The organism is Stenotrophomonas sp. STEN008, assembly GCF_056760435.1.
Map to the genome: position 1 here is coordinate 62,947 of NZ_JBRRET010000010.1, position 14,731 is coordinate 77,677.

Genomic DNA, 14,731 nt, shown 5'->3' on the forward strand with positions numbered 1-14,731 from the left:
GGCGTCAGTCGATGACCATCACCGCGTCGACCTCGAAGTTGGCGCCCTTCGGCAGGCCGGAGACTTCGATGGTGGAACGGGCCGGGAACGGAGCCTGGAAGTAGTCCTGCATGACAGCGTTGACCTTGGCGAACTCGCCCAGGTCGGTCAGGTACAGGCCAAGGCGCACGACCTGGTCCAGCGAACCGCCGGCAGCTTCGGCCACGGCCTTGAGGTTGTCGAACGCGCGGCGGGCCTGGGCTTCGACATCACCGGCACCGACGATGTCGCCGGTCGCCGGATCAAGCGGGATCTGGCCGGAGAAATACACGGTGTTGCCGGCGCGCACGGCCTGCGAGTAAGGGCCGATGGCGGCAGGCGCCTTTTCGGTGTTGATGATCTGGCGGGACATGGTCGCTCCGGTGCATTTGGAAAACAGAGCGGCGATTGTAGCAACCCGGTAGCGGGGGGGGGGGGGGGGGCCCGCCGGGCGCCCCCGCCCCCCCCCCCCCCCCCCCCCCGCTACCGGTGCACCATTTACGCATGGCGTGGCTCTACTGGCGGCGCACCGACTGCACGACCGACAGGCGGCGCAGGCGCCGCATGACCTCGGCCAGGTGGTTGCGGTCGCGCACCTGGATGTTGAACGCCAGCACGGCAGCGTTGAAGTCGCGATCCAGATAATCCACGCGCTCGATGTTGGACTGGCTCTGCGCGATCGCGGCGGCAAGCTGGGCCAGCACGCCGGTACCGTTCTCCACCTCCACCACCAGCGAGGTGTCGTAGTCACCGGAAACGGTGGTATCCCAGCCGATCAGCACCCAGCGCTCGGGCGACTTGCGCAGCTCGGCCAGGTTCGGGCAGTCCATGCGATGCACCACGATGCCCTTGCCGGCGGTGTGGTAGCCCATGATGTCGTCGCCGGGAATCGGCTGGCAGCAGCCCGCGAAGGTGACCACGCCGCGCTCGCTGCCATTGATCAGGATCTTCTCCTGCGAGTGGTGGCGCGAATGCGGGCCGCCACGCAGTTCCGCATAGGCCATCAGCGCCTGCGCGGCCTGGGTCGGCATCCAGTTGCCGAGCGCGACCTCGGCCAGCAGGGCCTCCAGACGCGGGAAACGGTGCTCGGCCAGGAATGCATCCAGGCGCCCCTTCGGCAGCCGCTCCAGCGAGGAATCCATCGCCTCCAGCGCACGGTCAAGCATGCGGTGGCCCAGCTGCACGGCGTCCTCGTGCTCCAGCTGCTTGAGCTGGTGGCGGATCGCGGTGCGTGCCTTGCTGGTGACCACGAACTCCAGCCACTGCGGTTTGGGCGTGGCCGAACGCGCGGTGATGATCTCCACCGACTGCCCGGAGACCAGCTTGGTGCGCAACGGCACCAGCTTCTTGTCCACGCGCGAGGCCACCGCCATGTTGCCGACATCGGTATGCACGGCGTAAGCGAAATCGAGCGCGGTGGAATTGCGCGGCAGGGCCAGGATCTTCCCCTTCGGCGTGAACAGGTAGACCTCGTCCGGGAACAGGTCGACCTTCACGTTGTCGAGGAATTCCAGCGAGGAGCCGGCCGCGCGCTGCGAATCGATCAACTCGACGATCCACGCGTGGGCACGGCTCTGCGCGCTGTTGGGCGAATCGCCACCGAACTTGTAGGTCCAGTGTGCGGCCACGCCTCGCTCGGCAATCAGGTCCATTTCCTCGGTACGGATCTGCACCTCGATCGGCGAGCCATACGGTCCGAACAGCACGGTGTGCAGCGACTGGTAGCCGTTGGCCTTGGGAATGGCGATGAAGTCACGGAAGCGACCGTCCAGCGGCTTGAACGTGGCATGCACCGAGCCCAGTGCGTGATAGCAGGTGGGCACGCTGCGCACGACCAGGCGGAACCCGAACACGTCCATCACCTGGTCGAAGCTCTTGTTCTCGTCGCGCATCTTGTTGTAGATGCTCCACGGCGTCTTGATGCGGCTGACCAGGCGGTGTTCGATGCCCTCCTTCGCCAGTCGCTGCGAGAGCTGCACTTCCACCTGCGCCATCGCCTCGCGGCGCACCACCGGCTGGCTGCGGATGTGCTTTTCCAGGATCGCGTGGCGCCACGGATACAACGCCTTGAAGCCCAGGTTCTGCAGCTCGCTCTTGACCAGGCTCATGCCCAGCCGCTGCGCGATCGGCGCGTAGATCTCCAGCGTCTCGCGGGCGATGCGGCTCCTCGCTTCGCGGCTCTGGGCGCCCAGCGTGCGCATGTTGTGCAGGCGGTCGGCCAGCTTGATCATGATCACGCGCAGGTCGCGCGACATCGCCAGCAGCATCTTGCGGAAGCTCTCCGCGGCAGCTTCCTGGCGGTCCCGGAACTTCAGCTTGTCCAGCTTGGTCACGCCATCGACGAGTTCGGCAACCGGCTCGCCGAACTCGGCGGCCAGCGCCTCGCGGGTCAGCGGCGTGTCCTCGATGGTGTCGTGCAGGATCGCGGCGATCAGCGCTTCGACATCCAGGCCGAGCTCGGCCAGCACCTGCGCAACCGCCACAGGATGGGTGATATAGGGCTCGCCCGACTTGCGTGTCTGCCCAGCGTGCGCAGCGGCCCCGACTTCCCAGGCACGGCGCAGCAGCGGCAGCTGCTCCGGCGGCAGGTAATGGGCGGCGCGTTCAAGCTGGAGGACGTAGTCGGGTACGGCGGCAGTGGGGGCTGCGGCGACCTTGGCAGTGGGGCCTGGGTTCATGCCCGAAGCCTATTCCAGCGCGACGTTTACGGCAAATCCTGAATGCGAAACAGCCCGCACGGGGCGGGCTGTTCGGCGTGTCCAGCGATGACGTTGATCGATGCGATCAATCGTCGTTCTTGGACATGTCTTCATCGGCGACCACTTCCGCGGCGGCCCACTCCAGCGCTTCGCGCTCGGCGCGCTCACGCTCGGCCTTCTCGACTTCGTCGATCAGCGCGTTGTCGATCTTGCGGGCAGCGATCTCGCGCAGCGCCAGCACGGTCGGCTTGTCCTCGGTCTCGCTGTTGTCCAGCGTGGCCTGCACGCCATTGGCGAGCTGGCGGGCACGCTTGGAGGCCATCATGACCAGCTCGAAACGGTTGTTAACGACTTCCAGGCAATCTTCTACGGTGATGCGGGCCATACGGGCTCCCGGCGACCGGTCGGCCGCTCAGTCGAATGAGGGAAAGGGGACGGAGTGTACCGGCAGGGGCTGGACAAAATCAAGCCAACCCTCACCCGATTCTTTTGGAATCAGTCAGTTGCGCCCGGATCAGGGGTCAACAGGGCCTGGATCAGCCCGGCGTGGCGGACCTTCTGGGCCTCGCGGCGCAGGCGGCTGGCGGTGAAGATCGCGCACAGCTCGTCCACGGCGGTGTCGAACACCTCGTTGACGATGACGTAGTCGAACTCATTGAAGTGCAGCATCTCGTCGCGGGCGGCGCCCAGGCGCTGGGCGATCACCGCCTCGCTGTCCTGCCCACGCTTGCGCATGCGGTCCTGCAGGGCCTGCTTGGACGGCGGCAGGATGAACACGGTGACCGTGCCCGGTACCAGCTGCCGGACCTGCTGCGCGCCCTGCCAGTCGATCTCCAGCAGCACATCCTGGCCGGCCGCCAGCTGCGGTTCCACCGACTGCCGCGCCGTGCCCTTCCAGTCTCCGTGCACCCATGCATGCTCGAAGAAGTCGCCCGCAGCAATCATCTGCTCGAACTTCTCTGCGGTGACGAAGTGATAGTGCTCACCGTTCACTTCACCCGGTCGCATGGCCCGCGAAGTGAAGGAGATCGACAGGGCGATCTGCGGGTCGCGGGCCAGCGTCGCGTTGACGATGCTGCTCTTGCCGGCGCCTGAAGGGGCGGCAACGATGTACAGCGTGCCGCGCGCGATGGTGGCCGACGGGGTGGACGGGGCGCTCATGCACGGAACCCAACTGGTTGATTTCGCAAAATTTTTCCTCGATGTTCCAGACATGGCGCGGAGGATCGCGCCAGGACGGCGGGGACTGCGCGGAACATCCTGGAACCAGGCCCGGCAGACGGCTCCCCGGGGTGCGGGCACGCAACTTTACCAGAGCGGCCCCTCCCCGCGCCCGGCCACACCCGGCCGGCCTTGTGCCACATGGGCATGCGGGGGGCTGTGCTATAACCGGCGCATTGCGGTCGTTCCCGGAAAGACGCTCGCGGCATGCTGGCGGTTCTCCCCTTCGACGGCCGTACCCACCGACAGCCCGGAGGCCTGCACGCCTCCCCGCCATCCAAGGAGAACGGCATGCCCTCGATGAGTCGCCGCCAGTTCCTGAAGGTCACCGGGACAACCCTGGTGGGCTCCAGCCTGGCCCTGATGGGCTTCGCGCCCGGCATCGCGCTTGCGGAGGTGCGGCAGTACAAGCTGACCCGCGCCACCGAGACCCGCAACACCTGTACGTACTGTTCGGTGGCCTGCGGGATCCTGATGTACAGCCTCGGCGATGGCGCCAAGAACGCCGAGCCGAGCATCTTCCACATCGAGGGCGACCCGGACCATCCGGTCAACCGCGGCACGCTGTGCCCGAAGGGCGCCGGCCTGGCCGACATCATCCACAGCAAATCGCGCCTGCTCTACCCGGAATACCGGGCACCGGGTACGAACGAGTGGAAGCGCCTGAGCTGGGACGATGCTCTGGACCGCATCGCGCGGCTGATGAAGGAAGACCGCGACGCCAACTTCGTGCAGAAGAACGAGGCGGGGCAGACGGTCAACCGCTGGCTGACCACGGGCATGCTGGCGGCCTCGGCCACCAGCAATGAAACCGCGGTATTGACCCACAAGGTCGTCCGCTCGCTTGGAATGCTCGCATTCGACAACCAGGCACGTGTCTGACACGGCCCGACGGTGGCAGGTCTTGCCCCGACGCTAGGCCGAGGTGCGATGACGAATCACTGGGTCGACATCAAGAATGCCGACCTGATCCTGATCATGGGTGGCAATGCCGCCGAGGCACACCCGTGCGGGTTCAAATGGGTGACCGAGGCCAAGGCACACAACAAGGCCCGCCTGATCGTCATCGATCCACGCTTCAACCGCTCGGCCGCGGTGGCCGATGTCTACGCGCCGATCCGCACCGGCACGGACATCGTGTTCCTGGGTGGCCTGATCAACTACCTGCTGGCCGAGGACCGCATCCAGCACGAGTACGTGCTGAACTACACCGACATGTCGTTCCTGGTGAAGGACGAATTCGCCTTCACCGACGGCCTGTACTCGGGCTATGACGCGCAGAAGCGCAGCTATGACCGCTCCAGCTGGGACTACCTGTATGGGGACGACGGTTACGTACGCAGCGACCCGACGCTGAAGGACCCGCGCTGCGTCTACAACCTGCTCAAGCAGCACTACGCACGCTATACCGTGGAGATGGTCGAACGCATCTGCGGTACGCCCGCCGACAGCATCCGCCAGATATGGGACATGATCGCGTCCACCGCCGGCAAGGACAAGGCGATGACCATCCTGTACGCGCTGGGCTGGACGCAGCACTCCGTCGGTGCGCAGAACGTGCGCGCCGGCACGATGGTGCAGCTGCTGCTGGGCAACATCGGCGTGGCCGGCGGCGGCATGAACGCCCTGCGTGGGCATTCCAACATCCAGGGCCTGACCGACATCGGCCTGATGTCCGACCTGCTGCCGGGCTACCTGACACTGCCCAGGCAGGACGAGCAGGACTACAACGCCTACATCGCCAAGCGCACGCAGAAGCCGCTGCGCGCCAACCAGATGTCGTTCTGGCAGAACTACCCGAAGTTCCATGTCAGTCTGATGAAGTCATGGTGGGGCGATGCCGCCACCGCCGACAACAACTGGTGCTTCGATCACCTGCCCAAGCTCGACAAGCCCTACGACATGCTGCAGGCCTACGAGCTGATGAACGAAGGCAGGATCCATGGCTACATCTGCCAGGGCTTCAACCCGCTGGCCTCGGCACCGAACAAGGGCAAGCTGATCAGCGCGTTCTCCAAGCTGAAGTTCATGGTCAGCATGGACCCGCTGGAAACCGAAACCATCGCCTTCTGGCAGAACCATGGCGCACTGAACGACGTCGACCCGAGCACCATCCAGACCGAAGTGTTCCGCCTGCCGACCACCTCGTTCGCCGAGGAGAACGGCGCGGTGGTGAACTCCTCGCGCTGGCTGCAATGGCACTGGAAGGGCGCCAACGCACCGGGCGAAGCGCGCAGCGACATCGAGATCATGTCCGAGCTGTTCCACCGCATCAAGGCGCTGTACGAGAAGGACGGCGGCGCGTGGTGGGAGCCGGTGCGCGACCTCGCCTGGAATTACGCCGACCCGAAGCTGCCGACGCCGGAAGAACTGGCGATGGAGTACAACGGCAAGGCCCTGGTGGACGTGTTCGACCCGAAGGACCCGACCCGGCTGGTGCGCAAGGCCGGCGAACAGCTGGCCGCGTTCGGCGACCTGCGCGACGACGGCAGCACGTCTTCCGGCTGCTGGATCTACATCGGTGCGTGGGGGCCGACCGGCAACATGATGGCACGGCGCGACAACAGCGACCCCACCGGCATCGGCAACACGCTGGGCTGGGCCTGGGCGTGGCCCGCCAACCGCCGCGTGATGTACAACCGCGCCTCGTGCGACGTCGCCGGGCAGCCGTTCGATCCACGACGCACCCTGCTCGCCTGGAACGGCAGGAACTGGGGCAACATCGACGTGCCCGACTTCAAGGCCGATGAAGACCCGGCCGGCGGGATGGGCCCGTTCATCATGAATCCCGAGGGCATTGCCCGCTTCTTCGCCAAGGCCGGCATGGCCGAAGGCCCGTTCCCGGAACACTACGAGCCCTTCGACACGCCGTTGCGCAGCAACCCGCTGAGCCCGGGCCAGGCGCTGACGCTGAACAATCCGGCCGCACGCGTGTTCGACAGCGACCGCGCGCAGATCGGCTCGCCGGACGAGTTCCCGCATGTGGCCACCACCTACCGGCTGACCGAGCATTTCCACTTCTGGACCAAGCACGGCAAGCTCAACGCCATCATCCAGCCGGAGCAGTTCGTCGAGATCGGCGCAGCCCTGGCCGACGAGCTGGGCATCGGCAACGGCAGTCGCGTGCGGGTCAGCTCCAAGCGTGGCCACATCGAAGCCGTAGCGATGGTGACCAAGCGGATCAAGGCACTGCAGATCGATGGCAGGACGGTGCACCAGGTGGGCGTGCCGATCCACTGGGGCTTCCTGGGTGCTGCCAAGCCCGGTTACATCGCCAATACGCTGACCAACGCCATTGGTGACGGCAATTCGCAGACGCCTGAATCGAAGTGCATCCTGGTCAAGGTCGAGAAGGTGTAGGAGACACGCCATGTCACTGCAATCGCTGGACATCATCCGCCGCTCGGCCACCACCACGCCCTCGCCGCAGGCGCGCGGCGCCCACACCGGGCAGGTCGCCAAACTGATCGACGTGAGCAAGTGCATCGGCTGCAAGGCCTGCCAGGTCGCCTGCATGGAGTGGAACGACCTGCGCGACGAGGTCGGCAGCTGCGTCGGCAGCTATGACAACCCGCCGGACCTGAGCGACCAGTCGTGGACGGTCATGAAGTTCCGCGAGTACGAGGACGAGAAGGGCAAGCTGGAGTGGCTGATCCGCAAGGAGGGCTGCATGCACTGCAGCGACCCGGGCTGCCTGAAAGCCTGCCCGTCGCCGGGCGCGATCATCCAGTACGCCAACGGCATCGTCGATTTCCAGGAGGAGAACTGCATCGGCTGCGGCTACTGCGTGACCGGCTGCCCGTTCGACGTGCCGCGGATCTCCAAGAAGGACCACAAGGCCTACAAGTGCACGCTGTGCTCGGACCGCGTGGCCGTGGGCCAGGAGCCGGCGTGCGTGAAGACCTGCCCGACCGGGGCGATCACGTTCGGCAGCAAGCAGGCGATGACCGAGCATGCCGCCGGCCGCGTCGAGGACCTGAAGTCACGCGGCTACGGGAATGCCGGGTTGTACGACCCGCAGGGCGTCGGTGGCACCCACGTGATGTACGTGCTGCAGCACGTGGACAAGCCCGAGCTGTACGCCGACCTGCCCAAGGACCCGCGCATCAGCCCCATGGTCGAGGTCTGGAAGGGGGTGGCCAAGCCGCTGGGCGTGCTGGCAATCGCCGCGACAGCCTTCGTGGGCTTCCTGCACTACATCGGCATCGGCCGCAACACGGTCAACGATGAGGAGGAAGAGCAGGCCGAGCACGAAGCAAAGAAGATCGAAGAGGAGCAGCGGCCATGAAGTACGCCCCGCACCCCCGCCAGATCGTGCGCTACCGCGCTCCGACCCGCATCAACCACTGGATCGTGGCGATCTGCTTCGTGCTGACCGCGCTGTCCGGCCTGGCCCTGTTCCACCCTGCGCTGTTCCCGTTGACGGCGCTGTTCGGTGGGGGGCCGTGGACACGCATCCTGCATCCCTTCGTCGGCCTGGCCATGGTGGTGGGCTTCGCCCTGCTCGCCTTCCGCATGTGGCGTGACAACCTGCCTACCGCCGACGACCGCGCATGGCTGCGCGGCATGCGCGAAGTGCTGCGCAACGAGGATGAGACACTGCCACCGGTTGGCCGCTTCAACGCCGGCCAGAAACTGCTGTTCTGGGCGATCATCGGCTGCCTTTCAGCGTTGCTGCTGACCGGCTTCGTGATCTGGCGGCAGTATTTCAGCCATCTGTTCCCGATCGGCGTGATCCGTTTTTCGGTGCTGGTGCACGCACTGTTCGGCTGGGTACTGGTGTGCGCCATCGTGGTGCACATCTATGCCGCGATCTGGATCAAGGGTTCGGTGCGCGCGATGACCCAGGGCAAGGTGACCTATGGGTGGGCCTACAAGCACCATCGGCAGTGGTTCAGGGACATCCTGCGCGGGCGGCGCGGAGAGGGGTAACGGCAGGGCCTGCGGCCCTGCACCCGCCGGATCAACGTCAACGTCAACGTCAAAAGCGGGCTTCCTGAGGGATGGCGGGGCGGGTCCCGCTGCTGTTGGTGGGTGTCGACCTTGGTCGACACGATGAACACGGCAACAACCGATGGGGTCAACCGATGGGGTCAGATCCCTTTTCCTTTGGAAAACGGATCTGACCCCCACCATTCAGGTGGCTGGCAGCACGCTGGACGCCAGCGTCGACAACAGCGAGGATGGAGGCTGGTTCTTCCGGCTGGCCCCGCATGGCGCAACGCATCCTTGAACCCGGTGAGATCGAGACGCTGGCCTCGCGTGATGTCCCGCGCATCATCCTGCCGGATACCGCCTCGCTGTTCGGCGGACGCGCGGACCGGCTGCGCAGCCTGGCCGGACGCAGTGCCATCGGTGGCTACCTGCAGCTGCTGGCAGCACTGGCCGATGCACAACAGGCGCTGCTGGACGAACTGACGCCGCACCAACGCGAGGCGCTGCAGGCGCAGGCCCGCGCGCAGCAGTCGAGCGCGGCGGCCAGCGCCGGCATGCCATTGCGGCCCGCCAACACACTTCAGCTCGATGGCCGATGGCGCGACTGGTTGCGCGCGCTGTGCCGGCACTGCGCCGATGAAGCCGGGCTGCCTGCGGAGACCCGACAGGAACTGCAACGGGTTGCCGCGGCCGCTGACGCCTGGCTGGATGCACAGGCGCATGCGGTGCTGGAGCGCGACGACGCACCGTCGCTGGACGCGGTCGCTGCCCTGCTGGTGATGAACGCGCTGCAGGTGTACTGGGCCGTACTCGCGGCCAGCTTCCGCCCCACCGACCTGAAACCGCTTGCCGATGCACCCGGGCTGTGCCCGCTGTGCGGCTCGTTGCCGGTGGCCAGTGTGGTGCAGGCGCGCCCACCCTACGCCTCCTACCGCTATCTGTCGTGCTCGCTGTGCGCCTGCCAGTGGCACTACGTGCGCGTGCAGTGCAGCCAATGCGGCGCGGCCGGCAAGGACATCGCCTATCGCGCGCTGGCCGAGGTCGACGGCGATGCAGGGGAGGTGGTGCGTGAAGGCGCGATCCGCGCCGAGACCTGCGATCACTGCCACAGCTACCGCAAGATTCTGTATCTGGAGAAGGATCCGGCGCTGGAGCCGGTCGCCGACGACCTCGGCACGCTGGCGCTGGATCTGTTGCTGGGCGAGGAAGGCTACATGCGCGCCAGCCAGAATCCGCTGCTCTGGCAGTCCGACGGCGACTGAACCGATGCCTCGCGTGCACGCCCCCACCGCCCCGGCCAGCGCCCTGCCCTCGCTGGACCGCCTGCTGCGCCTGCCGGCGTTGTCGACGCTGATCAGGGACCACGGCCGCAGCCGCATCGCCCATCTGCTGCGCGAGCACGTGCAGGGGTTGCGCGAGCGCAGCGGCTGCGGCCAGCTGTCACCGGAACAGCTGCAGCGGGCCGTCGCGGAACCCGGCGTGGTCGCGGCCCTGCAGTCGGCGCTGGCAGCCGATGCACGCCTGGATCTGCAGCCGGTATTCAACCTCACCGGCACGGTGCTGCATACGAATCTCGGCCGCGCGCTGTTGCCGGACGCGGCGGTACGCGCAGTAACCCGCGCGATGACGGCGCCGGTGGATCTGGAATTCGACATCGCCCTGGGCCGTCGAGGCGACCGCGATGCGCGCGTGCGGGCACTGGTCTGCGAACTGACCGGCGCCGAAGCAGCGACCGTGGTCAACAACAACGCAGCAGCAGTCCTGTTGCTGCTCAACAGCCTGGCCAATCGCCGCGAGGTAGTCGTGTCGCGGGGCGAACTGGTGGAAATCGGCGGCGCCTTCCGCATTCCCGATGTAATGCGCAGCGCCGGTGCGCGGCTGCGCGAAGTGGGCACCACCAACCGCACCCATCCGGCCGACTTCGACAGCGCCATCGGCACGCGCACCGCGCTGCTGATGGAAGTGCACGCCAGCAACTACGCCATCACCGGCTTCACCGCCAAGGTCGACACTGCACGGATGGCATCGATCGCGCACGGGCACGGGCTGCCACTGGCGGTGGACCTTGGCAGTGGCAGCCTGTGCGACCTGTCTGCCCACGGTCTGCCGCGCGAACCTACAGTGCAGGAAGCGCTGGCGGCGGGCGCCGACCTGGTCTCGTTCAGCGGCGACAAGCTGCTCGGTGGACCGCAGGCCGGCATCATTGCCGGCCGCGCCGACCTCATCGGACGCATCAACCGCAATCCGCTCAAGCGCGCCCTGCGCATGGACAAGATGGGCCTGGCCGCGCTGGAAGCGGTACTGGCGCTGTACCGCGAACCGGAACTGCTGCCGCAGCGGCTGCCGACCCTGCGCACGCTGTCCCGCGAACAGGGAGACATCCATGCGCAGGCACAGCGCCTGCTGCCTTCCGTGCAGCAGGCGCTGGCCGCGCATTACGCGGTTGAAGCGGTGCCGATGTACAGCCAGGTCGGCAGTGGCGCGCAGCCACAGGCGCAACTGGCCAGCGCCGGCCTGCGCATCCGCGTCGCTGCAGCTGCCGGGTTGGACCGTCTGGCCAAGCGCCTGCGCGGCCTGCCACGGCCGGTGCTCGGGCGCATTGCCGAGGATGCGCTGTGGCTTGACCTGCGCGGGCTTGAGTACGGGGATGAGGCTGCTTTCCTCGCCCAGTGGAGCGCGCTGCAGGCATGATCGTCGGTACCGCCGGGCATATCGACCATGGCAAGACCAGCCTGGTGCGGGCACTGACCGGCATCGAAACCGATCGCCTGCAGGAAGAGCGCGCGCGCGGCATCTCCATAGAACTGGGGTATGCCTATGTGCCGGTGGAGGCCGCACGCGCAGAGGGGCCTCCGGCGATGCTGGGCTTCGTCGATGTGCCGGGTCACGAGCGCTTCGTGCACACGATGGTGGCCGGTGCCACCGGCATCGATGTGGCGCTGCTGGTGATCGCCGCCGATGACGGCGTGATGCCGCAGACCCGTGAGCATCTGTCGATCCTGCAGCTGCTGGGTGTGGACCGCGCTGCAGTGGCATTGACCAAGATCGACCGTGTGGATGCGGCGCGCATTGCCGAGGCAGAAGCGGAGATTGTTGCCCTGCTGGCCGGCACACCGCTGCAGGGGTCTGCAGTATTCGCCTGCAACAGCACCGACAGCGCGGATGCCGGCATCCATGCGCTGCGCGCCCACCTGCATGCGTGGGCCGCCGCTAACGACAGCCGCCGGACGGCCCAGCGCCGCAGCGAGCTGTTCCGCATGCCGGTGGATCGCGTGTTCTCGCTGGCCGGTCACGGCACACTGGTCACCGGCGCGGTACAGGGCGGCGTGGCCGCGGTCGGCGCGCATCTGCAGTTGATGCCGACCGCCATCGACGTGCGCATCCGCAGCATCCATGCGCAGAACCAGGCCAGTGGACAGGCTGCCGCGGGACAGCGCTGTGCCCTGAACCTGGCCGCCATCGCCCGCGACGGCATCACCCGCGGCGACTGGATCGCCGATCCGCGCGCGCTGCAGGCCACCACCCGGGTCGACGTACGCCTTCGCCTTGCGGCACAGGTGCGGCCCCTGCGCGACTGGACACCGCTGCACATCCACTGGGGCACGATGCACCGGCAGGCCCATGTGGTGCTGCTGGAGGATGAAGACAGTGGCAACGGCCAGCTGGTGCAGCTGGTGTTCGATGCCCCGGTCTGCGCGATGTGCGGCGACCGCTTCATCGCCCGCGATTCGGCTGCAGCGCATACGCTGGGCGGCGGCACCGTGCTCGATCCCGATCCACCGCAACGACGTCGGCGCAGCCCGGCACGCCGGGCGTGGTTGGCAGCCCTTGAACAGCTCGCGGCCGGCGCCGGCGTCGGGCCGCTGCTGCAGCAGGCACCGGCCGGCATCGCGCTGGCCGCCCTGCAACGCTACTGCCGGCGTGAGGCCGCACAGATCGATCTCCCTGCAGATGCCCGGCGCATCGCCACCCGCGAGGACACGGTGATCATCCTCGCCTCGCACTGGCAGGCGCTGCGCGAACAGGTGATCCGCTCGCTGCATGACTGGCACGAGCGACGGCCGGACGAGCCCGGTGTCGACAGCGGGCGCCTGCAGCGCAGCACCCTGCCCGCGCTCTCGACCAGTCTCTGGAACGCGCTGCTGCAGGACCTGTTCGACGATGGCGCGTTGCAGCGCGTGGGCGCGTGGTGGCGGCTGCCAGGCCACGACCATGCGCCGCCGGAACGCGAGCGCGCGCTTCTCGAACGCGTGCTCCCGCGTCTGGATGCCGGTGGTTTCGATCCGCCCTGGGTGCGCACGCTTGCGGCCGATCTCGGCTTCGCCGAGGAGGAGATGCGTGCGGTCCTGCGTCGCGCCGCAGCGCGCGGCGAGCTGTTCCAGGTGGTGCCGGACCTGTTCTACGCACCGGCCCGCATCGACGCGCTGGCGGCAACGGTCGCCCGGCTGTCACAGGCAACCGGCATGGTGGATGCTGCAGCATTCCGCGATGCCATCGGCCTGGGCCGCAAGCGCAGCATCCAGATCTTGGAGTTCTTCAATCGCGTTGGCTACACTCGACGCGTCGGTGACCAGCATCGGCCGCGCGGCGACCTGCAATGGAACACCGCCCACGGATGACTGCACCGGTACCGCCGTACCTTCGGAAGGCATGCGCATCCGGGCATGCGGCTGGGCTTCAAACCCAGCAGGGGGCGTCGATCGCTCCCTGGTAGGTTCGACTCCTGCTGCCTTCCGCCATTCGTGTTCCTGCAGGAGATGCCGGCATGGCCTCGCATGTGCAGTCCCCACTCCCCCCGTCGGCCGAGGCTCCGCAGCGATTGACTTCGCTGGCCCACGGCGGCGGTTGTGGCTGCAAGATCGCACCCGGCGTGCTGGCCGAACTGCTGCGGGGCACCCCGGCGTTCCCTGCGCCGGCCGAACTGCTGGTCGGCCGCGAGACCAGTGACGATGCCGCGGTCTACCGGCTTGATGATCGCCAGGCGATCGTCGCCACCACCGACTTTTTCATGCCGATCGTCGATGACCCGTTCGACTTCGGCCGCATCGCCGCCACCAATGCGCTGTCGGACCTGTATGCGATGGGCGCGCGGCCGCTGTTCGCACTGGCCATCGTCGGCATGCCCATCAATACGCTGCCACAGGACACGATCCGCGGCATCCTGCAGGGCGGCGAACGTGCCTGTGCCGACGCCGGCATCGTGGTGGCCGGGGGCCACAGCATCGACTCGGTGGAGCCGATCTATGGCCTGGCCGCGATCGGCGTGCTGGATCCGCAGCGGCTCAAGCGCAATGCCGATGCCCGCGCCGGCGATGTGCTGGTGCTGGGCAAGCCATTGGGCGTGGGCGTGTATTCGTCGGCGCTGAAGAAAGAAGTGCTGAATGCCGAGGGCTACCGGCAGATGGTCGAGTCGACCACCCGCCTGAACAGCGTGGGCCTGCCCCTTGCCGCGCTGGACGGCGTGCATGCCATGACCGACGTCACCGGCTTCGGCCTGCTCGGCCATCTGCTGGAGGTGTGCCGTGCCAGCGGGGTCGCCGCCGAGGTGGACAGCACACAGGTGCCTCTGCTGCCGCAGACCCTGGACCTGCTGCAACGTGGCTGCGTTACCGGCGCATCCAACCGCAACTGGGCCTCGTATGGCGGCCAGGTGCATTTCGCCGAAGGCGTGGCCGCCCACTGGCAGCCACTGCTGACCGACCCGCAGACCAGCGGCGGCCTGCTCGTATCCTGCGCAGCGGACGCCGTGGATGCGGTGAATGCCGTTTTTGCCGGCGCCGGGTTTGCCCAGGCCGCGGTGATCGGCCAGCTGCTGGCGGGGCCCGCCGGCGTCAGCGTGCGCTGAAACGATGAGGGCG

11 protein-coding genes and 1 tRNA gene are annotated in these 14,731 nt (G+C 67.3%); 8 read left to right on the plus strand and 4 right to left on the minus strand.

Annotated elements, in window-relative coordinates; genetic code table 11:
• Window positions 1–4: 4 nt before the first annotated feature.
• From ACVOME_RS07375 to gmk, 4 genes are all read right to left on the minus strand, one after another.
• Window positions 5–391 (minus strand): RidA family protein, encoded by a 387-nt coding sequence (locus ACVOME_RS07375; protein ID WP_053519454.1) that lies wholly within the window; start codon window positions 389–391, stop codon window positions 5–7.
• Between the two features lie 142 nt (window positions 392–533).
• A complete protein-coding gene (locus ACVOME_RS07380) occupies window positions 534–2,696 on the minus strand; it encodes a RelA/SpoT family protein (protein WP_053519455.1) in 2,163 nt (720 codons plus the stop codon).
• A gap of 106 nt (window positions 2,697–2,802) precedes the next feature.
• Window positions 2,803–3,102: a DNA-directed RNA polymerase subunit omega gene (gene rpoZ / locus ACVOME_RS07385; protein WP_005410877.1), complete on the minus strand. Its 300-nt coding sequence runs from the start codon at window positions 3,100–3,102 to the stop codon at window positions 2,803–2,805.
• Between the two features lie 110 nt (window positions 3,103–3,212).
• Window positions 3,213–3,878, minus strand: coding sequence for a guanylate kinase (gene gmk, locus ACVOME_RS07390; RefSeq protein ID WP_053519456.1), 666 nt, complete (start codon window positions 3,876–3,878; stop codon window positions 3,213–3,215).
• A gap of 351 nt (window positions 3,879–4,229) precedes the next feature.
• Here gmk and fdnG point away from each other — a divergent pair, with 351 nt between their 5' ends.
• From fdnG to selD, 8 genes are all read left to right on the plus strand, one after another.
• On the plus strand, window positions 4,230–7,298 hold the full coding sequence (gene fdnG, locus ACVOME_RS07395; RefSeq protein WP_481504910.1) for a formate dehydrogenase-N subunit alpha: 3,069 nt from the start codon (window positions 4,230–4,232) through the stop codon (window positions 7,296–7,298).
• A gap of 10 nt (window positions 7,299–7,308) precedes the next feature.
• Entirely contained in the window at window positions 7,309–8,226 is a 918-nt protein-coding gene (gene fdxH / locus ACVOME_RS07400; RefSeq protein WP_065175731.1) for a formate dehydrogenase subunit beta, read from the plus strand.
• The gene (locus ACVOME_RS07405; protein WP_053519460.1) at window positions 8,223–8,870 is read left to right on the plus strand and encodes a formate dehydrogenase subunit gamma; all 648 of its coding nucleotides are present in this window, start codon (window positions 8,223–8,225) and stop codon (window positions 8,868–8,870) included. The genes fdxH and ACVOME_RS07405 overlap by 4 nt, the downstream gene beginning before the upstream one ends.
• Window positions 8,871–9,151: 281 nt before the next feature.
• Window positions 9,152–10,135, plus strand: a complete 984-nt coding sequence (gene fdhE, locus ACVOME_RS07410; protein WP_197600569.1) for a formate dehydrogenase accessory protein FdhE — start codon at window positions 9,152–9,154, stop codon at window positions 10,133–10,135.
• A gap of 4 nt (window positions 10,136–10,139) precedes the next feature.
• Window positions 10,140–11,564: an L-seryl-tRNA(Sec) selenium transferase gene (gene selA / locus ACVOME_RS07415; protein ID WP_065175729.1), complete on the plus strand. Its 1,425-nt coding sequence runs from the start codon at window positions 10,140–10,142 to the stop codon at window positions 11,562–11,564.
• Window positions 11,561–13,492, plus strand: coding sequence for a selenocysteine-specific translation elongation factor (selB, locus tag ACVOME_RS07420; RefSeq protein WP_346475427.1), 1,932 nt, complete (start codon window positions 11,561–11,563; stop codon window positions 13,490–13,492). The genes selA and selB overlap by 4 nt, the downstream gene beginning before the upstream one ends.
• A gap of 24 nt (window positions 13,493–13,516) precedes the next feature.
• Window positions 13,517–13,612 (plus strand) — tRNA-Sec (locus tag ACVOME_RS07425).
• A gap of 26 nt (window positions 13,613–13,638) precedes the next feature.
• Window positions 13,639–14,718, plus strand: a complete 1,080-nt coding sequence (gene selD / locus ACVOME_RS07430) for a selenide, water dikinase SelD (RefSeq protein ID WP_065181687.1) — start codon at window positions 13,639–13,641, stop codon at window positions 14,716–14,718.
• Window positions 14,719–14,731 lie beyond the last annotated feature (13 nt).

Coding starts and splice junctions, on each gene's coding strand:
- gmk (WP_053519456.1), bottom strand. CDS start 3,878: ATGAGCGCCCCGTCCACCCCGTCGGCCACCATCGCGCGCGGCACGCTG.
- ACVOME_RS07380 (WP_053519455.1), bottom strand. CDS start 2,696: ATGAACCCAGGCCCCACTGCCAAGGTCGCCGCAGCCCCCACTGCCGCC.
- selB (WP_346475427.1), top strand. CDS start 11,561: ATGATCGTCGGTACCGCCGGGCATATCGACCATGGCAAGACCAGCCTG.
- fdhE (WP_197600569.1), top strand. CDS start 9,152: ATGGCGCAACGCATCCTTGAACCCGGTGAGATCGAGACGCTGGCCTCG.
- rpoZ (WP_005410877.1), bottom strand. CDS start 3,102: ATGGCCCGCATCACCGTAGAAGATTGCCTGGAAGTCGTTAACAACCGT.
- ACVOME_RS07375 (WP_053519454.1), bottom strand. CDS start 391: ATGTCCCGCCAGATCATCAACACCGAAAAGGCGCCTGCCGCCATCGGC.
- selA (WP_065175729.1), top strand. CDS start 10,140: ATGCCTCGCGTGCACGCCCCCACCGCCCCGGCCAGCGCCCTGCCCTCG.
- ACVOME_RS07405 (WP_053519460.1), top strand. CDS start 8,223: ATGAAGTACGCCCCGCACCCCCGCCAGATCGTGCGCTACCGCGCTCCG.
- selD (WP_065181687.1), top strand. CDS start 13,639: ATGGCCTCGCATGTGCAGTCCCCACTCCCCCCGTCGGCCGAGGCTCCG.
- fdxH (WP_065175731.1), top strand. CDS start 7,309: ATGTCACTGCAATCGCTGGACATCATCCGCCGCTCGGCCACCACCACG.